The following is an 18,619-nucleotide window of genomic DNA, read 5'->3' on the forward strand; positions in this document are numbered from 1 at the left end:
CCAAAATTTATACAGTTATTAATATGAATGCAACTGATACTTAAAAGATGTAGGTGTTGTTACAAAAAAAGAGTTTGGTACTGCAGATATGTTCTTATTTACACATTTTTTGTGCAAATTGATTAACTTTTTAAATTTATTTAGATCCCAGGATTAAATATCAAAATAAAAAACTAGCTCAAATAGCAAAAATAGATCTACCAAGTTGTTTGTTCTGGATATTCTATTTTTGGGCAAGCTGAAAGGGCTTAACACCTTCCCAAGTTATGTGGTCTGAAAAGAAACCAAATGCACATGGAATAACCTCTACGCCCAAAGATATTGCCTCTCTAAATAATTGACCATACAAAGGATCTGCTAAATCACAAGGTGCAAAAATTTCCATATCGCTTCTACTTATGCAAGGAATTAATACCGCTCTTGAATTAGTACAAATACTCATTAGCTCCCTTAAATGTTTTTGACCTCTTGTAGTTACTGTGTCGGGGAACAAAGCCAAAGTTTTGTCGCACCAAGTTGTATTTTTAACCTCTATATAAATATTTCTATTATCTGAGTTGCTTGTTTCTGGTTTAAGTAATAAATCAATTCGACTTTTACCTTCTAAACCATATTTAACTTCAGGCTTGATATTGGCAATTAAACCAAATTGCTTCTCTAAAACATTCGCCTCAATCAAATTCCTGATCAATTTATTAGGTAAAGATGTATTTATACCAACCCAGCATCTCTTCAGTTCATTATGACTTGGCACCTCAGCTTGCTCCCAAGACCAATCTAATTTACGTTTAGGAGAAGGAGAGTACTTAAGCCTGACTCGACCACCAGGCCAAAGAACCCCTTTCATTGGTCCTGTATTTGCACAATGAGCGGTAACAATTTCACCATTAACCAACTCAACATCAGCCAAAAATCTTTTATATCTCTTAATTAAGATTCCCTCTACAAGAGGGGGGAACTCAATAATGGTTGCACCAATCTCAATCACTTAATTAAAACAAGAACTAAAAATATTCTAGAAAAATGAAAGCTCTTTTTTTTTAAATCTAACATGCTTAAATCAATCAAAGAAATTGCTTTTGTAGTAAGCTTAGGAACTTTATTAAGCAAGCTTGGAGGGATGGCAAGGCAATTAGTTATTGCTGGTGCTTTCGGAATTAGTGCTGCATATGATGCATATAACTATGCTTATATTATACCTGGATTTTTCTTAGTTCTTTTAGGAGGTCTTAATGGGCCATTGCATAACTCAATGGTTACACTATTGGCAGATAAAAACAAAGTTGAAAGTAAATTATTTATAAGTTCAATCAATAATATTTTATCTTTAACTCTATTAACGATAAGTTTTTTTATTTTCTTTTCATCAGATTTATTGATTAATTTAGTTGGACCGAGCTTAACCCCTGAGATCAAAGAGATAGCATCTTATCAATTAAAAATTATGTCTCCAATTATCTTCTTATCTGGAATAATAGGCGTGGGTTTTGGATCTCTAAATGCAAAAAAAGAATTTTTAATCCCGTCTATATCTCCATTACTTTCAAGTCTAATAATTATAATTTCTGTATCTAATTTTTGGATAAATAAAGAAAGTTCAGCTGATATATATGAATTAGATTTGAGGGGAGGAGTAATTCTTGCAAAGGCAACATTTATAGGAGCGCTATCTCAATATTTAATTCAAATACCTTTTTTAATTAAAAAAGGAATATTTACTATAAGTTTTTCAATCCAAACAAATTATTCAGAACTAAAAAGAGCCTGGAGAATGATAGCCCCTGCTTCACTTTCTTCAGGAATGATGCAAATAAATGTTCTTACAGATTTATTCTTTGCATCGAAAATAGTTGGAGCTGCAGCTGCTCTAAGTTATGCAAACTTTTTAGTTCAAGCTCCTCTTGGAATAATATCAAATTCTATTTTAATTCCATTATTACCTGTTTTTGTAAGCTTAAAAGCTCGAGAAAATCATTTTAAATTAATAAAAAAAATCCATCAAGGATTAATTATTTCCTCTTCTTCGATGGTATTTCTAGGTTCGATATTTGTTTCATTATCTGCTCCAATAGTAATATTAGTCTATGGCAGAGGTTCATTTAATCAAAATGCTATAGATGTTGTAAGTCAACTATTGATTGCATATGGAATAGGTATGCCTTTTTATTTAGTAAGAGATCTATTAGTTAGAGTATATTATGGTATTGAAGATTCAAAAACACCTTTTAAAATATCAATTATAGCAATATTATTAAATTTATTTTTTGACTGGTTTTTAATAGGAGGAACTAGTCCATGGGGGGAACTATCTCCAATCAACTTAGGAGTAAATGGTTTAGTATATTCAACTACATTTGTCAATTTCTTTGCTGTAATACTTTTACTATTAAAGTTAAACAATAAACTAGATAACCTAAAATTATCAATAATACTATATCAAAATCTTAGAATTATTTTAATTGGTTTGATTACTGGTATCATCTCATTTTTTATTTTTAAAACAATATATTTACCCTATACTTTCTTTAATTTACTATTTAAAATTACACTGTCATCTGGAATTAGTCTTATTATATTCTATTGTCTAGCAATTATTCTTAAAGTTGATGATATTGATAGATTAAATAAGTTTTTAAAAGAGAAATTTATTCGTCTTTAAGAAAAACATCTTTTTCTGATCTGACTTTAAGTGGGATTTCTAAACAGTTCATTTCATCAGTTTTCACTCCACTGACTGAGAGAATTCTTGCCTCAATACCAAACTCTTGAAAAGCTATTTCCATCTCTTTCATTAATTCCTTTTCAACCTGTGCATCAGCATCAGCAATTTTTCCTATAAGTCTCTCACCCAGGCGACCAATTCGCTGTCTTACAACCTCTCTAGCATTAGTCACCTGAATGATTAGCAAGAGTAAGGAAGCAATTAATCAAATCTTATCCGCAATAGGGTTCTAAAATCTCCTCAAGGTCAAAAAATTGATTTGGTGGAATTAATCTTGACAATGGCAATGTAGTTTTACCTCCGCCAAGTTTTACTTGAATCGCTTCAAGACCTTTTCTAGCTGCAACATTTGCACCTTGTTCAAAGTAAGCCTGACATTCAATAGCTAAATCCTTCGCAAGACCAGCATCTCCTAGATAAAGGTTCCAACTTCCAACTTGAATAAATAATCTTTCAGCTACTGAAGCTGCTAGCTCATTAATTTGAGATGAATCAATAGACGTGGACATAAAAAGATAGGTTTTTTCTATTATTAATGACCTTAGATAGAAATTTGTTGCTATCTCAAATTGAAAAAATTAATAAGAAACCAACTTTTTAGCTTTCACAATCAAATTTCAATAATTTTTTAGGCATAGATCCAAACATATTTTTCTATTGTTTGGGAGATAATCTGATATTGTTTTTTTGTGCGCCTGTAGCTCAGCGGATTAGAGCATCTGACTACGGATCAGAGGGTCGGGAGTTCGAATCTCTCCAGGCGCGTTTAAAAATATGTAAATCCTTAAATAAACAGAAAATAAGAGAAAGTTTTCCCTAATTAGACTAAACATATGCTTACCATCACATCATAAATAAAGGAATAAAGTGACTATTAAATCTTCTTTGTTGGAATGTGATCCAAATATTGCAAAGTTAATAAACAAAGAATTATCAAGACAAGAAACTCATTTAGAACTTATTGCAAGCGAGAATTTTGCCTCAAAGGCTGTAATGGAAGCCCAGGGATCAGTCCTGACAAATAAATACGCTGAAGGTCTCCCCAAAAAACGTTATTACGGTGGATGTGAGCATATCGATGAAATTGAACAGTTAGCAATAGAAAGAGCAAAAAATCTTTTTGGTGCCAACTGGGCAAATGTCCAACCTCATAGTGGAGCACAAGCTAACTTTGCAGTTTTCTTAAGCCTTCTAAAGCCTGGTGACACAATCATGGGAATGGACCTATCTCATGGAGGACACCTCACACATGGTTCACCTGTAAATGTCAGTGGTAAGTGGTTTAAGACATGCCACTACGAAGTTGATCAAAGAACCGAAATGCTTGATATGGAGGCAATTAGAAAAAAAGCAATTGAAAATCAACCCAAACTAATTATTTGTGGATTCTCTGCTTATCCTCGGAAAATTAACTTTCAGGCTTTTAGATCAATAGCTGATGAGGTAAACGCTTATTTATTAGCTGATATTGCACATATCGCAGGTTTAGTTGCAAGTGGTCTGCACCCAAACCCAATACCATATTGTGATGTAGTTACAACAACCACTCACAAAACCCTTAGAGGCCCAAGGGGAGGACTAATCCTCTCAAAGGATGAAGAGCTTGGCAAAAAGCTTGATAAGGCAGTATTTCCAGGCACTCAAGGAGGTCCTTTGGAACATGTAATAGCAGCTAAGGCTGTTGCATTCAAAGAAGCTTCCGAATCCGAATTCAAGATCTACAGCCAAAGAGTAATCTCAAATGCACAAGTTCTTTCCAATCAATTACAAAAAAGAGGTATTTCAATTGTAAGTAAAGGGACTGATAATCATATAGTTCTTCTTGACCTTAGAAGCATAGGTATGACCGGTAAAATTGCTGATCAGTTGGTTAGTGATATCAAAATAACAGCGAACAAAAATACTGTACCTTTTGACCCAGAGTCCCCGTTTGTTACTAGTGGGCTGAGACTAGGTTCAGCAGCCCTTACGACTAGAGGTTTTGATGAACAAGCCTTTGAGGATGTTGGGAATATAATTGCCGATAGATTGCTTAACCCTAACGATGAAGATATAAAGGAAAAATCAATCAAAAAAGTATCTGAACTTTGCAACAAATTTCCTTTATATAGTGAAAACATCTAAAGAAATTAATATAGACAAAAAGAATCAATTTGGAGCAGAGATATTATGCATTGGCAGTGAAATTCTTCTTGGAAATATTGTTAACACTAATTCGCAATGGATAGCAGAGCAATTAGCAATTTTAGGTATTCCACATTTTAGACAAACCGTTATTGGAGATAACCCTGCAAGATTAAAAGAAGCAATACTGGAGTCATCTAATCGATCTCAAATCCTAATAACGACTGGTGGTCTTGGACCAACACCAGATGATATTACAACAAAGATAATTGCTGATGCTTTTAATACACCGCTTCAACAAAGAAATAATATTTTAATGGACTTAAAAAACAAAATGAAAAATAAGTATAGTAAATTATCTGAAAGTCAAAAGAAGCAATCATTACTGCCAAAAGGGGCTAAAATTATAAACAATTACTCAGGCACAGCACCTGGGATTATTTGGAGCCCTAAAGATAATTTTACAATAATAACTTTCCCTGGAGTTCCAAGTGAATTAAAAGAAATGTGGAGAAAAGAAGCTTCAAACTGGTTAATTAATAATAATTTCTCAAAAAAAATTATTTCTAGCAAAGTTTTACATTTTGCGGGCATAAGTGAATCATTACTAGCGGATAAAATTCCACATTTGCTCAAAGCAAACAATCCTACTGTCGCAACTTATGCAAGCACGGGGGAGGTAAAGATACGAATCACAGCCAAAGGAGAGAGTTTAGAAGAAACTAATAGATCTATAAAACCTATAGAAAAAGAATTAACTAAATTAACTGGATTAAAATGCTTTGGTGTAGACAATACAACTCTTGAAGAAGTAGTAATTAAATTATTACTTAGCAGAAAAGAAACAATTGCAGTTGCAGAATCATGCACTGGAGGTGGAATAGGTTCTAAACTGACAAAAATTCCTGGATCTTCAAAAATTTTTTATGGAGGCGTCATCGCATATAACAATTCAATAAAACAGGACATATTAGAAGTCCCTGAGGAAATAATTAATACCCATGGTGCAGTCTCAAAGCAAGTTGTTGAAGCAATGGCGAAAGGCGTCCAAAAAAAATTCAAAGCTAGCTGGGCTATCTCTGTCAGTGGAATTGCAGGGCCCACTGGGGGAAGCAAATTAAAACCAGTTGGCTTAGTCAATTTTTGTATTAAGGGTCCGAAAACCCTTATTACATGGGAAGAAAGATTTGGATCTAATAAGACAAGAGAAGATATTCAAAAATTAAGCGTTTTAAATGCTCTTGATAGATTACGTTTATCTATAATTATGGAAAATTAAGTCCTAACTATTGGATTTGAAAGTTGAGTTCTGGAACCCTCTACGACAAAGTTTGGAACTTCCATCAGGTAAAAGAGCTACCTGGGGGATCAACTCAACTTTTTATTGGCCTTCATTTAATTCACGAAGTTACGAGTCCTCAAGCTTTTTCGGCTCTTAATGAAAAGAATCTTGGAGTCAAGTTTCCTAATCTCACTGTCGCAACAGTTGACCATATAGTCCCAACCTCAAATCAGCAACGTCCTTTTAGTGATCCGCTTGCGGAAGAAATGTTGGTTACTTTAGAAAATAACTGCAAAACTCATGGGATAAAATTTCATGGAATTGGAAGTGATTCTCAAGGTGTTGTTCATGTTATGGCTCCAGAATTAGGTTTAACCCAGCCTGGGATGACAGTAGCTTGCGGAGATTCACATACCTCAACTCATGGAGCATTTGGAGCAATCGCATTTGGTATTGGAACTAGTCAAGTTCGAGATGTTTTAGCCAGTCAAAGTTTGGCAATGAACAAATTAAAAGTAAGAAGAATATGGGTAGATGGCTCATTACAAAAGGGAGTCTATGCAAAGGACCTAATTCTTCATATCATTCGTCAGCTTGGCGTTAAAGGAGGAGTTGGATTTGCATATGAATTTGCTGGGCCTGCAATAGAAAAACTATCAATGGAGGGGAGAATGACTATATGCAATATGGCTATTGAAGGCGGTGCAAGATGCGGTTATATCAACCCGGATGAAACTACTTTTAGATATATCAAAGGAAAAGAACACGCGCCCAAAGGTCCAGAATGGGATAAAGCTGTTTCTTGGTGGAAAAGTTTAGCTAGTGACTCAAAAGCTACATTCGACGATGAGATTCAATTAGATGGATCATCAATAGATCCCACTATTACTTGGGGTATAACTCCTGGGCAAGGAATTTCAATCAAAGAAACAATTCCAAACCCTGAGTTGCTTCCCCAAAATGAGCAACAAATCGCTAAAGACGCATGCAAATACATGAATCTAAAACCAGATGAACCCATAGAGGGAAAATCAATTGATGTTTGCTTTATAGGTAGCTGTACCAATGGAAGATTAAGTGATCTCCAAGAGGCATCTAAAATTGTTCAAGGTCATTCAGTCGCAACAGGCATTAGAGCATTTGTCGTTCCTGGTTCTCAAAAAGTCGCGAAGGAGGCGAAAGAAAAAGGAATAGATAAAATATTTCTCAAAGCAGGTTTTGAATGGCGAGAACCAGGTTGCTCAATGTGTCTGGCAATGAACCCAGACAAACTTGAGGGATCACAAATAAGCGCTAGTTCGAGTAATAGAAACTTCAAAGGAAGGCAAGGCTCTGCAAATGGGAGAACCTTATTAATGAGCCCTGCCATGGTTGCTGCTGCTGCAATAAATGGGAAGGTTACAGATGTAAGAAATTTCCTGCAAAAGTAAAACTAAACATAAACTTATTGAAAGATGAAACAAGAATTCCCAAAAGGTGAAATCAAATCAATACAAGGCCGTAGCTTTACAATTAGAGGCGACGATATTGATACCGACAGAATAATCCCTGCAAGATTTCTCAAATGTGTAAGTTTTTCTGCTTTAGGAGAACAAGTCTTTGCTGATGATAGGAAAGAACTAAATGGTAATCACCCATTTGATCTTGATCACAATAAAGGAGCCAATATCCTTGTTGTTAATGACAATTTTGGCTGTGGTTCAAGTCGTGAGCATGCACCTCAGGCTCTTATGAGATGGGGTATAAGATTAATTATTGGAGAAAGCTTTGCTGAAATTTTCTTTGGTAATTGTTTAGCTCTCGGGATACCTTGTCTAACAGCCTCAAAAGAAAAAATAGTTAAATTGCAAAACCTAGTTGAAAAAACTAACCATCAAATTTGGAATTTTAATATTAAGAACCTATCCATTTCTAATCAAAAAGAAACTTTCAAACTTAATCTTGATCAAGGGCCCTACAATATGCTTTATTCAGGCAAATGGGATGCGACATCTCAACTACTAGATGAAGAAGAAAAAATAAACAAAACATTTAATAATCTGCCTTATCTAAATAATTTCAAATTAAACATCTAAAATAATGTGTTTACAGAATTACCAAATTCAAATCCATTTAAACGAAAATATATTCCTCCTGCATCATTGTTAGGTTGATAGTAAATACCAAATTCATAGGCTCTTTTATGACATAGAAGTCCTAACTTCGTATCATAATATTCTCCATAATTTTCTGAACTATTATCAATATTTAAGTTAGAAGTAATATCGAACATTATAGGTCCGTATATTTGTTGCATAAAACCTATATTTAAAGTTTTCAAATCAATCGCATTATCAAACTTAAATGGACTATTACCAACTTTAATTTTATAACCTGGCATGATAAAAAGTTTTGTATAATCAAAAAAATTCCGCTCCAATCTCCCTAATCTAATTTCAGGGCCAAAACTAATTTTAAGAAAGCCCTGATCGCTTCCATCTTCATATTTAAAAAATGCTGTATTAATATTAGTTCTTAAAACTAATTCAGGATTAATTAAAATAGGAGAAAAAAGTATATCACTCTTTTGATAAAGTTTTTTACTATTACTATTCCAAATTTGATATTCACTATCTAAAGAAGCAAAAAAACTAGAACGCCAAAGGCTAATTAATTTAGTATTTTTAAGTTTTTCTGCTTCATATTTAGCAGTTCCAAATCGAATATTTAAATTTTGTTGACCTTCAAGTGCTTCAAAAGAATAAGTCTTTTGAACAAACCCTCCATAAGAAGATTTAATCTCTGTTTCTCCTATTGTTCCATTCCAAGCTCTAGATCTATATGTAGTAAAAACATTAAAACTTGAATCATCTAGAATAGGAATTTTAAAATACTTTCTTAAAGAGGATGAATGTCTTAAACCACTAAAAAATCTTTTAGTATTTAGTGTGCTTAAATCATTTTTACTATCAAAATTCCAATCTTTATAAGTTGCATTTACTTTTATAATCAAACCAAAAACATCAGATAGATTAATTGCTTTACCTTCTTTAATTTTCTGACTATCGTAACTATATGTTTTATCTAAAAGAGATCTGCTAATTAGAAACTGAGGTTGCAAGTCTAATTCCAAATTATTATTAATTTTTGTTTTATCACTTCTTCTAATTAAGACTAATCCATCACGATCTTTATTATCAAAAATTAAACTAAATTTTCTCTTTTTTTTCTTATCTTTAAATATTCTTTTACCAATAAAAATTTTCGTTCTATTCTCAAGAATTAAATTAGTCTTAGAAGAAGTAATAAGTAATTTACCTTCATCGTCTTCTTCTGCAATAACATCTATCCCCTCAAAAGCAATTTGATGAGGATCAAATGGATCATTAGTAAAATTAATTCTACTAGATTCCCATCCATCCTCATTTATATTTATTAAATCAGATTTAAATCTCCATTGGTTAATTGAACCTGTTGATTTATCAGATCTAGTGATTTTATTTTTTGGTAATTTAACATTTCCAAAAGAAAATTCTATTCCATCAATATAAGTATTGTTCTCTTTCTTCTTAGATCTCTTTTCAGGTATAATTTTATTCGAAATTGTATCAATTTTAAAATCATCTAAAATATTTTTAATATCTAATATCCCATATACATCTTCAATAATTCCTTCTTTCTTTAATAAATTATATTCAAACTCCTTACCTCTAAAATACTGTCCTCCTTTACTAAATCTAATATTACCCTCAGCAGATAAAATACCAGTTGATTTATGATAACTTAATATGTCAGATCTTAATATCCAGCCATTTACCAAAGCCTTAACATTACCCTGAGCCAGATAAATATCTTGATCATAATCATATTGATTATCTGCAAAAATCTTAAGAGTTAGAAATATATTTTCTTTTTGTTCTAATTTTAATTTTTCTATAAGTGAGTTTTTAGAAGTATCAACATATAAATTTTCGACAATATTATCTTTCCCAATAGCAATCTCAAAAAAGGACGCAAATGTCGTAAACCCTAACAATCCAAGGTTTACAATAAATAAAAAATTTCTCTTCGCCGTCAAATGAGTTAATCCGACGAAGAGATAATACTGAAAAAAGAAATTACAGGAGCTTTTTTAGTCCAGTAATTAGCGTGTCATTTTTAATCCTGAGGACTTTCCAAATCCTTTCTATTGGGAGTCCTTGTTGGATCACTTGCCAAGAAGCCAAATAAAAAGATCCCAACAAAGAAAAAGACGACCGTATATACGGAAATCTTGAGGGCAAGCATGAAACCTAACCAAGTAATTAGATGTTAAACCTATCCTATGAAGTCAATAACTCCAATGAAAAAACCAAAGGTGTTACAGACTTTTGGAAATAGGAAAAAATTTTAATCACCAAGAAGTCTAGGGAAGTCAATATATGCAAGGAATCTAGAAAGAAAGATCAATTTTTTCTTATTCGAATTTCTCGCATCTTTAACTTTCCTGTTTTTGTAATTTTTCTCATTTTCAGCTTTTTTCAGCTTTTTTCAGCTTTTTTCAGCTTTTTTCAGCTTTTTCAAATCATATTTCTCAAATATCATATTTTTTTAGGTCATTCCATCACAAGTTTCTACAGTCTCTTCTTCTTTTGGACAAGTTCTCATACAATATCTTGACTCATACAAATCTGAGCTAAGAGAAACGACATGGGACAAAAAACAGCACTTGGATCTTTGCTTAAATCCATTGGCAATTCTGGACAAGGAAAAGTTGTACCAGGATGGGGCGCGGTACCCGTAATGGCTTTTATAGGAGTTTTACTTCTAGTTTTTCTTGTGATTATGCTCCAAATTTATAACCAGTCTCTTCTTTTACAAGGTTTTTCCGTCGACTGGAATGGCTAAATTGATTAAATTCTGATTAGTTGAGTTTCGCAAATGAATATTTTTGGGGTTGGTTTACCTGAAATAGCGGTTATTGCTGGATTAGCACTTGTTATTTTTGGTCCAAAACGTCTTCCTGAGCTAGGAAGAACTATTGGAAAAACTCTAAAAGGTCTTCAGAGCGCCTCTACTGAATTTGAACGTGAAATCAAAAATGCCATGACAGAAGAAGAATCTTCAAATGATGACATTTTGGAGAAAGAAAATTAGTTTCTCCAAAACTAAATAGATATATTTAACTTTTAGAATCAACAACGATTCTGTCCATTTCGTATGTTGTGCAATGACTTGAAATTATTAGTTGGCTTGGGCAATCCAGGAGCTGAATACCATAAAACCCGTCATAATGTTGGATTTATGGTTTTAGAAGAAATTTCAAAAAAAAATAATTGCAGTTTTCGTGAGAACAAAAAGCTCTTTGGTTGGACTTGTGAATATGGAACAGGTATCGAAAAGACAAGGCTTCTAATGCCTAATACATACATGAATGAAAGTGGAAAATCAGTAAGATCAGCAAAAGATTGGTTTAATTTTGAAAATCATCAATTAATCGTCCTAGTCGATGATATGGATCTACCTCTGGGGAAAATAAGAGTCCGCTCTAGGGGGAGCTCAGGAGGTCATAACGGATTAAAAAGCATTATCAATCATTTGGGTACTGATGAGTTTAAGCGATTAAAGATTGGGATAGGTCCGCCAAGTGAACTTCATAAAGACAGGAAATCTAAGACTCTCTCTCACGTTTTAGGCCGATTTTCAAAAGAAGAATTTACAGTATTAAATTTGATTATTCAGGAAATTATTAGTTGTCTTGATTCAGTCACATCTAATAATTGGCAAAACACAACTACTCGACTGAACTCTTACAAGCCTGAAATTTCATCACTTTATGAAAATGGATAACAGACCCTCAACTACTGCTTATCTTCAGATTCATAAGCAATGCTTTAATCAAAAGAAAGTTGAAGGGATTGTCCGTGCTGGTAATTTCGAGTGGAATTTTATTTGGGCTTTTCACCAAGGACAACTTTTTGTAGAACCTCCACTTGGAAGAGCACTAATAAAAGATGCCCTAGAACGCTATTTAGTCAAAGCTGATTATAAACTTGAGTCTGGTGGAGATTACATTTTTACAGTTAGGGCCAAATTTTAATATCTACTTTATCTGGCCAATTCAATGAAATTTTTAAAAAATCTTCCAATAAAATCAATGCGACAATTGCATCAAGATTTTCAGGAGGAAAAAGGATTTCTTTTGGAAGCCAACGAATAAAATAATTTGGTGGCCAAATTTCCCAATATCTAAACCTTGCTCTTAAAGTTGATCCTTTCTCATTAACATAATTTATATTAAAAAGATTTTTTCGTTTCAATTCATTCTTTATAAATTTACAATTAGTTCCATCACCAATGATGATCTTGCTAATATTATAATTTTCATTCCAAAAAGAAACTAATTCATAACATTTATTCAACGAAGCTATGCCTGCCTCAATTACTTTTCCGGATTGAATATTAGCCAATAATAAGCCACATTTTTTTTTACCTGGATCTATTGATATATAAAAACTCATTTAATTCTTCTTTTTTATAATTCCTTCTAAAGATTTCAGCTCTAATGATACTGAGACTTTATCTGCACTTTGATTATTATCAACAGCCCTAGCAATAATTTGGAAATCCCCTTTTTTTTGATTAACTAGATATTTTCCTAAATTATTAATTTGATTAGCATTAACTTGCAACTCAGAACTTAACGATCCTCGACGCCTTACCTCAGCCAAAGTTGAAGCAATTAAAAGATTAATCTTTTTACTAATAGATTCAGCATCAGAATCAGATAAAGATATATTTTCTAGAGCAATAACTTCTCCTTTTCTTGTAATGATTTTATTTAATGTGACTTCAGGAAATGCATAAACATAATTTTCACCTCTAAGTATATTTCCTGCTGATTTAATCCTAACTACCCAACTCCTATTATCAGCTATTTTATTTTCAAGCTTCTCAATATCATCTTTACGAACTAATAATATTCTTCGATAAGTAGACTGATTTGTTTTTAATAAGTTAAAAGCATAAAGATTAGCCTTCTGTAATATACTTTCTATAAATTTTTTTATATCACTATTTTTATTTAGTTTAACAGTCTTAGTAACTAAAGTTTGACCACTACTTATTACTACATTTCCACTTCTAAAAGCATATAGATTTTTTTCTAATTTTTTTAATTCTTTTTCACTATCTATAATCTTTTCTCGAATATCCTCTAATTGAAATAGTCCTATCCTTAAATCCCTATCAAATACAATCATAGTTGCAAATGAAATAGCACTAATAATACTTCCAGTAAAAACAGTTATTAAAACAGCTGTACTTTTTGGCCTTAATTTAAAAATACTTAAACGAGCCTTGCCAACTTTAGAACCTAAACGATCTCCTAGAGTAGAAAGTATTCCACCTAGGATTAATATTAAAAGAATTTTCAGCCAGACAGTCACAGAGAGGAAGAAGAATTAATCAAACCTCCTAAACCTTAGTATGTAATGGCTTCAATTAAATCTTTTTGCTAACGCTATTGGATCAAATATAGTTATTTTTTTCCTATCTATTGCCAATAATGACGAGCTTTTTAACTCACCTAGTAGTCGTGTAATAGTGACTCTGGTTGAACCTATTGCTTCAGCAATAGCTTGATGAGAAAGTCTCAAGTCAATTGTTACTCCCTTTTCCCCAGGTACACCAAAGTCTCTACATAAAACAAGCAAAAAACTTGCAAGCCTAGAGGACATATCTCTATGAGTTAACGTTTCAATCATTGTTTCGGTTTGAAGTACTCGACTTGATAACCCTTGGAGAAGCAACAAACCAACTGAAGCATCTTGTTCAATTGCATTCCTTACTGATGTTGCTGGGGCCGATACAAGCTCAACACGAGTAAATGCAACAGCATGATAAAAACGATCTGATCTATTTCCTGTCAATAAAGATAAAACACCAAAAAGACTATTTTCTCTCAATAAAGCAACTGTAATTTCTTCACCTGTTTCATATACCCTACTTAAACGAACAGCACCACGCCTAATCAAATAAACCCTTTCTGCAGGATCACCAGGAAAGAAAATTGTTTTTGACCTATCTACTACTTCAGTAGAAACACCATCAAGAGACTTAATTACGTCCAACAAAGTTTGGTTCGGAGGCAAAGATGATGATGAATTAACAGCCATCTGGCTATTTTTGGGTTGGTTGAAACGCGTAAAGCCACGAAAAGAAGTGACCATATTTAATTTATCGTTCTGAGAACATTAAGTAGTTGTGAAAAAACGATATGTAGCCATAGAGACTTTTTTCAGCCTTAATCCTCCACTCAACCCTTTTCTTTGTAAAAATTCTAACTTTTAATACTATAAGCTTAAAATAAAATTGAAAACTATTAAAAAAATTTCATCTCTTGCTTCAAACCGCTTCAAGTCTAAAACATATTTGACGCCAAAATTTTTTCATACACCACAGATGGTGTTGTCTTGGTTGATTTGAAATTTTATAGCGCTAGGTTAAGAAGAGGTCATTAAGATCGAATTTGATATGAATGCAGGATCAAGCATTAATGCTCAAAGGAAGGATTTATCACCGCCCATGGGCTCATCGCTTAGAGCAGTTCCCCATACGCCTCCTTTACAACTAGTTAAAACTCAAGGACAAGTACAAATACATACCTCTCCTTTTAGAGGTAGTTTTTCAGTTGTTTTAAGTGAGGCTTTACGGTCTGCTGGATTAGGAAGCAAAGTCTTAATATCTCAATTTTTGAAAGGCGGAGTTAATCAAGGTCCAAATGGAGCAATCAATCTTTGTGGTCGATTAGAATGGCTGAGGCCAGCTATTGAAACTTGCTTGCCAGGAGAGTTCCCTGAAGAAAATTTGTCCCTAAAGAAAAAATCTGAAGAGAAAGCCATTAAAGAACTATGGGAATTTTGTAAAAAACGTATAGTTGAAAAAAGATTAGATAAGATCGTGCTTGATGAGATTGGAGTAGCAATTAACCTAGGTTTTATTGAAGAAAATGATTTGATTTCTATGATCAATAATCGCCCATCATCTACAGATGTCATTCTTACAGGACAATCAATCCCTTCTAAAGTGATTGAGATGGCTGATCAAATTACCGAATTACGCTGAAATTAAATGTTAAAGAACGATCTTTGGATTTCACAGCAGGCTTCTTTAGGAATGCTTGAACCATTTCAGGAAAAACTAATAAGACATCTGGAACCTGAATTAAAAAAATCACCTGTTTTAAGCTTTGGTTGCTCATCGTATGGATATGATTTGCGTCTTTCTTCAAAAGAATTTTTGATTTTCAAACATGTTCCTGGAACAGTAATGAATCCAAAAAAATTTAATCCTGCAAATTTAGAATCTACTGATTTAAAAGAAGATGAGGATGGTAAATACTTTATTTTACCTGCCCACTCTTATGGTCTTGGTGTGGCATTAGAGAAAATGAAAGTTCCGCCAAATATTACTGTTATTTGCCTTGGTAAAAGCACTTACGCTCGCTTGGGAATAATTGTCAATACAACCCCTGCAGAAGCAAGCTGGGAAGGTCATCTAACTCTTGAATTTAGTAATAGTTCTGGTGCTGATTGCAGGATTTATGCAGATGAAGGAATCTGTCAATTACTGTTTTTTGAAGGTGACCCTTGCGAAACTACTTATAGTGATAGGCAAGGCAAATATCAACATCAACAAGAGAAAGTAACTCTAGCAAAAGTTTAAATATGAGTCTTGTTCAATTAATAACTTCAACACCAGATGCCGAGAAAAGCATGGCATACATAGCTAGAGTAAGCAATCCCAAAAATCAAGATAACAATGATTTTAGTAAATTATTGGGATATTGCATTAAAAATGAACATTGGAGTGTATTTGAGCAAGCTTATATGACTTTACAAATAGAAACCACAAGAGGAATCGCCGCGCAAATATTAAGACATCGGTCATTTACTTTTCAAGAATTCTCTCAACGATATGCAGATAGCAGACAATTAGGAGAAATACCCATACCAGAATTAAGAAGACAAGATAATAAAAATAGACAAAATTCTATTTCAGATTTATCAGAAGAAGTTATTAATCAATTTAATGAGAAAATCAAACGTCAATTCAATCTAAATAAAAAACTTTATGAAGAAATGCTTGAAGCTGGAATAGCAAAAGAATGTGCGAGATTTGTACTTCCACTTGCTACACCAACTAGGATTTATATGACAGGTTCATGTCGTTCTTGGATTCATTACATCAATCTAAGAACTGGCCATGGGACGCAAAAAGAACATATGAATATTGCACAAGAATGTAAAAATATTTTTTCGCAAGTATATCCAGTAGTTGCTTCAGCTTTAAATTGGCAAAATTAGTTATGATTTCTAGGAGCTTCAGATTTAATAATATTGTTAAAACTTTCCCTGCTAGAGGAATTTACTGAAGGTAAATTACTTGAATTTGATGCTTTAGTGAAAGAAGGTAATTCTGAATTATTAATTAAAGCAAGAAATATTTCATTAAGTTCATTATATTTTTTCACCCCTAATGAAAAGCCCTTAAATTCGCCTTTAGAATCAAAGAAAGTCATCTTAGGAATACCGTTAACATCATATTTTTCAATCAAATCAATCCATCTAGAATTATCAACATTCAATAAAACAATATCGATTTTATTGGCATTTTGTTTTTTTGCCTCAATCATTTCAGGAGCCATTTCCTTACAGACTTCACACCAATCTGCATAAAATTCAAAAACTGTAGGTTTTCCATTTGTTAAAGCATTTTCAGGTAAAAGGGATTCTTTTGCTAGTTGATCAAGCATTTCGCTTGCTTTAAAACCATTGCGTAAAAAAAATAGCGCAATAACAAGACAAATACTAAGAAAAACCAAAAAATATTTTTGGAAAGTACTAAGGTCTTTGCCTGCATTAGTAGTATCAATCATCAGATTTAATTATTCTTAGTACTAATTATATATAAAATCATTGAATTCAAAAAGTATATAATTAAATTAATTATAAATTAAATTAATCTATGAATAGTTCACTATTTCTAATATACATTGCTCTATATATTGGTAAATTCTTGTTGAGAACGAATAATTCCCTATCTGTAGATACTTCATAAGGATTTTTCTTGAGCCATTTGAATCCCCTAACAACTTTTTTATCAAAATAAATACTATCATCAATAACATGAGACATATATTCAATAAGTTTCAATATATCGCTTTGAATAAATAATTCACCATCCTTACTCATAGATCTTGCAAATGAAGTAAGAAGACTTTTTGTAAAAACTCTCCTTTTGTAATGTTTTCGTTTAAACCACGGATCTGGGAATTGAATCGAAACTCTTTTTAATTGATCAATATCTAAATCTGACAACCATTCATCCAAGCTAATATTTACATTGCAATATAAGAATCTTAAATTTTGCAATCCCAATTGTTTTCTTTTTCTTTCAGATGAGCTAACAAGAGCTTCTCTTATCTCAAGCCCTAGAAAATTCCAATTTGGATATCTTGTTGCTAATTCCATGAGGAATTCACCTTTAGCAGATCCGATATCTAAATGAATTGGATGATAAGGATTCTTGAAAAGAATAGACTTACTTGGTAGTGATAAAGGCAGCTGAAAAAAATGACTTAGAGGATTTACATGCTGTCTCACAAAATGAAACCTGATGTTAATAAATCAGATTGATATCCTAGCAAGTTCACTTAAAATTTCATAAGAAAATCTTAAGAAGATAAGCTTTATTATTTATAGATTTCTAATCATCAATAAAAATCTAGAAGACATTTGATTTTTTGACTTACGTTTTTTCTATGAATATAGAGAAAACTCTTTAATAATTAGGAATAAAGATGAAAATAATAGATAAAGTCTGATAATACAGATGAATAAAATTATTTTCTTGACTGAACCTCAATTCCAAATTCTAGTTTGGCTCTCATATCGAGTTGCAGCCACTTTCGCATTTGGGCTCCCTTTATTTCTTTTTATTTGGTCAAAAATTTCCAATTCAAGCTCTATTGATCGCCTTTTATCAATTTATTGGAAAGTTTCTAGTCTTTACGCCATAAATATTCTATTTCTTAGTAGTGAGAGCCAATTAGGCCAATTAATCTCACTAATCTCACCTATACTAATGGTATCTTCTATTTGGTTTTGGGTTGATCTGAATGAAGAGATTGAAGAGATGTATATATACAACCCAATTTCATTAACAACAAGAATCTGGCGCTGGACCTTATCTTTTTGGGGCATTTTAAATACTGGACTACATATATTTAGTTGGAGATGTTTAAATTCAATAGATGGAAACTATTGTGTTACATGGAGAGAAATCCCATACAACTCTTTTCTTACAACAAAGATCATTATAAAATTTATTTTAGATGGTAATTGGACTACGGCATTAGCTACATTTTTTGCATATTTAGCTCTGATATTATATTTAATAGGTCTACTCCAGTGGCTAATTATCCAATTTCCCAAAAATGGACGTTTCGCTGGTAAGTTTTAGATAATAAT

General features: G+C 32.5%; 23 protein-coding genes and 1 tRNA gene. 14 read left to right on the plus strand and 10 right to left on the minus strand.

What is annotated here, in order from left to right; genetic code table 11:
• Positions 1–223: 223 nt before the first annotated feature.
• Positions 224–988: a DNA/RNA nuclease SfsA gene (gene sfsA, locus SIB75_RS09525; protein WP_413683052.1), complete on the minus strand. Its 765-nt coding sequence runs from the start codon at positions 986–988 to the stop codon at positions 224–226.
• A 63-nt stretch (positions 989–1,051) separates the two neighbouring features.
• Here sfsA and murJ point away from each other — a divergent pair, with 63 nt between their 5' ends.
• The gene (gene murJ / locus SIB75_RS09530) at positions 1,052–2,659 is read left to right on the plus strand and encodes a murein biosynthesis integral membrane protein MurJ (RefSeq protein ID WP_413683053.1); all 1,608 of its coding nucleotides are present in this window, start codon (positions 1,052–1,054) and stop codon (positions 2,657–2,659) included.
• On the opposite strand, the gene SIB75_RS09535 is transcribed toward murJ, so the two are convergent.
• Together SIB75_RS09535 and SIB75_RS09540 are read right to left on the minus strand one after the other, a co-directional pair.
• The gene (locus SIB75_RS09535) at positions 2,646–2,894 is read right to left on the minus strand and encodes a cytochrome-c oxidase (RefSeq protein ID WP_413683054.1); all 249 of its coding nucleotides are present in this window, start codon (positions 2,892–2,894) and stop codon (positions 2,646–2,648) included. The two genes, murJ and SIB75_RS09535, sit on opposite strands and share 14 nt — an antisense overlap.
• 40 nt (positions 2,895–2,934) lie before the next feature.
• Entirely contained in the window at positions 2,935–3,231 is a 297-nt protein-coding gene (locus tag SIB75_RS09540; RefSeq protein WP_413683055.1) for a DUF3181 family protein, read from the minus strand.
• A 182-nt stretch (positions 3,232–3,413) separates the two neighbouring features.
• Here SIB75_RS09540 and SIB75_RS09545 point away from each other — a divergent pair.
• From SIB75_RS09545 to SIB75_RS09565, 5 genes are all read left to right on the plus strand, one after another.
• A tRNA-Arg gene (locus SIB75_RS09545) sits at positions 3,414–3,487 on the plus strand.
• Between the two features lie 123 nt (positions 3,488–3,610).
• Entirely contained in the window at positions 3,611–4,846 is a 1,236-nt protein-coding gene (gene glyA / locus SIB75_RS09550; protein ID WP_413684851.1) for a serine hydroxymethyltransferase, read from the plus strand.
• Positions 4,833–6,125: a competence/damage-inducible protein A gene (locus SIB75_RS09555; protein WP_413683056.1), complete on the plus strand. Its 1,293-nt coding sequence runs from the start codon at positions 4,833–4,835 to the stop codon at positions 6,123–6,125. Before glyA ends, SIB75_RS09555 begins: the two co-directional genes overlap by 14 nt.
• Before the next feature lie 23 nt (positions 6,126–6,148).
• The gene (leuC, locus tag SIB75_RS09560) at positions 6,149–7,558 is read left to right on the plus strand and encodes a 3-isopropylmalate dehydratase large subunit (RefSeq protein ID WP_413683057.1); all 1,410 of its coding nucleotides are present in this window, start codon (positions 6,149–6,151) and stop codon (positions 7,556–7,558) included.
• A gap of 24 nt (positions 7,559–7,582) precedes the next feature.
• Positions 7,583–8,203 (plus strand): 3-isopropylmalate dehydratase small subunit, encoded by a 621-nt coding sequence (locus tag SIB75_RS09565; protein ID WP_413683058.1) that lies wholly within the window; start codon positions 7,583–7,585, stop codon positions 8,201–8,203.
• Here SIB75_RS09565 and SIB75_RS09570 read toward each other — a convergent pair.
• Together SIB75_RS09570 and SIB75_RS09575 are read right to left on the minus strand one after the other, a co-directional pair.
• Positions 8,200–10,185 (minus strand): DUF3769 domain-containing protein, encoded by a 1,986-nt coding sequence (locus SIB75_RS09570; RefSeq protein WP_413683060.1) that lies wholly within the window; start codon positions 10,183–10,185, stop codon positions 8,200–8,202. The genes SIB75_RS09565 and SIB75_RS09570 overlap by 4 nt on opposite strands.
• An 80-nt stretch (positions 10,186–10,265) precedes the next feature.
• The gene (locus SIB75_RS09575) at positions 10,266–10,394 is read right to left on the minus strand and encodes a photosystem II reaction center protein I (protein WP_011294252.1); all 129 of its coding nucleotides are present in this window, start codon (positions 10,392–10,394) and stop codon (positions 10,266–10,268) included.
• Positions 10,395–10,796: 402 nt separating this feature from the next.
• On the opposite strand from SIB75_RS09575, the gene psbH reads away from it, so the two are divergent.
• From psbH to SIB75_RS09595, 4 genes are all read left to right on the plus strand, one after another.
• Positions 10,797–10,994, plus strand: a complete 198-nt coding sequence (psbH, locus tag SIB75_RS09580; protein ID WP_011294251.1) for a photosystem II reaction center phosphoprotein PsbH — start codon at positions 10,797–10,799, stop codon at positions 10,992–10,994.
• Positions 10,995–11,027: 33 nt separating this feature from the next.
• A complete protein-coding gene (locus tag SIB75_RS09585; RefSeq protein WP_413683062.1) occupies positions 11,028–11,243 on the plus strand; it encodes a TatA/E family twin arginine-targeting protein translocase in 216 nt (71 codons plus the stop codon).
• A gap of 63 nt (positions 11,244–11,306) precedes the next feature.
• A complete protein-coding gene (pth, locus tag SIB75_RS09590; protein ID WP_413683064.1) occupies positions 11,307–11,936 on the plus strand; it encodes an aminoacyl-tRNA hydrolase in 630 nt (209 codons plus the stop codon).
• A complete protein-coding gene (locus SIB75_RS09595) occupies positions 11,929–12,186 on the plus strand; it encodes a DUF3146 family protein (protein WP_413683065.1) in 258 nt (85 codons plus the stop codon). Before pth ends, SIB75_RS09595 begins: the two co-directional genes overlap by 8 nt.
• On the opposite strand, the gene SIB75_RS09600 is transcribed toward SIB75_RS09595, so the two are convergent.
• The 3 genes from SIB75_RS09600 to ntcA are packed head-to-tail and all read right to left on the minus strand — an operon-like array spanning position 12,170 to position 14,317.
• On the minus strand, positions 12,170–12,607 hold the full coding sequence (locus SIB75_RS09600; protein ID WP_413683066.1) for a hypothetical protein: 438 nt from the start codon (positions 12,605–12,607) through the stop codon (positions 12,170–12,172). The two genes, SIB75_RS09595 and SIB75_RS09600, sit on opposite strands and share 17 nt — an antisense overlap.
• Positions 12,608–13,534, minus strand: a complete 927-nt coding sequence (locus SIB75_RS09605) for a DUF3084 domain-containing protein (protein WP_413683068.1) — start codon at positions 13,532–13,534, stop codon at positions 12,608–12,610.
• A 51-nt stretch (positions 13,535–13,585) separates the two neighbouring features.
• Positions 13,586–14,317, minus strand: a complete 732-nt coding sequence (gene ntcA, locus SIB75_RS09610) for a global nitrogen regulator NtcA (RefSeq protein ID WP_413683070.1) — start codon at positions 14,315–14,317, stop codon at positions 13,586–13,588.
• A gap of 304 nt (positions 14,318–14,621) precedes the next feature.
• Here ntcA and SIB75_RS09615 point away from each other — a divergent pair, with 304 nt between their 5' ends.
• The 3 genes from SIB75_RS09615 to thyX are packed head-to-tail and all read left to right on the plus strand — an operon-like array spanning position 14,622 to position 16,453.
• On the plus strand, positions 14,622–15,212 hold the full coding sequence (locus SIB75_RS09615; RefSeq protein WP_413683071.1) for a cob(I)yrinic acid a,c-diamide adenosyltransferase: 591 nt from the start codon (positions 14,622–14,624) through the stop codon (positions 15,210–15,212).
• 6 nt (positions 15,213–15,218) lie between these two features.
• Positions 15,219–15,812 (plus strand): dCTP deaminase, encoded by a 594-nt coding sequence (gene dcd, locus SIB75_RS09620; RefSeq protein ID WP_413389744.1) that lies wholly within the window; start codon positions 15,219–15,221, stop codon positions 15,810–15,812.
• A 2-nt stretch (positions 15,813–15,814) separates the two neighbouring features.
• Positions 15,815–16,453, plus strand: coding sequence for an FAD-dependent thymidylate synthase (thyX, locus tag SIB75_RS09625; protein ID WP_413683073.1), 639 nt, complete (start codon positions 15,815–15,817; stop codon positions 16,451–16,453).
• Here thyX and SIB75_RS09630 read toward each other — a convergent pair.
• Complete coding sequence (locus tag SIB75_RS09630) at positions 16,450–17,025, minus strand: thioredoxin domain-containing protein (RefSeq protein ID WP_413683074.1); 576 nt, start codon at positions 17,023–17,025, stop codon at positions 16,450–16,452. The two genes, thyX and SIB75_RS09630, sit on opposite strands and share 4 nt — an antisense overlap.
• Before the next feature lie 82 nt (positions 17,026–17,107).
• Positions 17,108–17,752, minus strand: coding sequence for a tRNA (guanosine(46)-N7)-methyltransferase TrmB (trmB, locus tag SIB75_RS09635; protein WP_413683075.1), 645 nt, complete (start codon positions 17,750–17,752; stop codon positions 17,108–17,110).
• 247 nt (positions 17,753–17,999) lie between these two features.
• Between trmB and SIB75_RS09640 the strand changes: the two genes are divergently transcribed.
• Positions 18,000–18,611: a DUF3177 family protein gene (locus tag SIB75_RS09640; RefSeq protein ID WP_413683077.1), complete on the plus strand. Its 612-nt coding sequence runs from the start codon at positions 18,000–18,002 to the stop codon at positions 18,609–18,611.
• Positions 18,612–18,619 lie beyond the last annotated feature (8 nt).

The sequence above is a fragment of the Prochlorococcus sp. MIT 1011 genome (assembly GCF_047305235.1).
In the GTDB taxonomy this organism is placed as follows: domain Bacteria; phylum Cyanobacteriota; class Cyanobacteriia; order PCC-6307; family Cyanobiaceae; genus Prochlorococcus_B.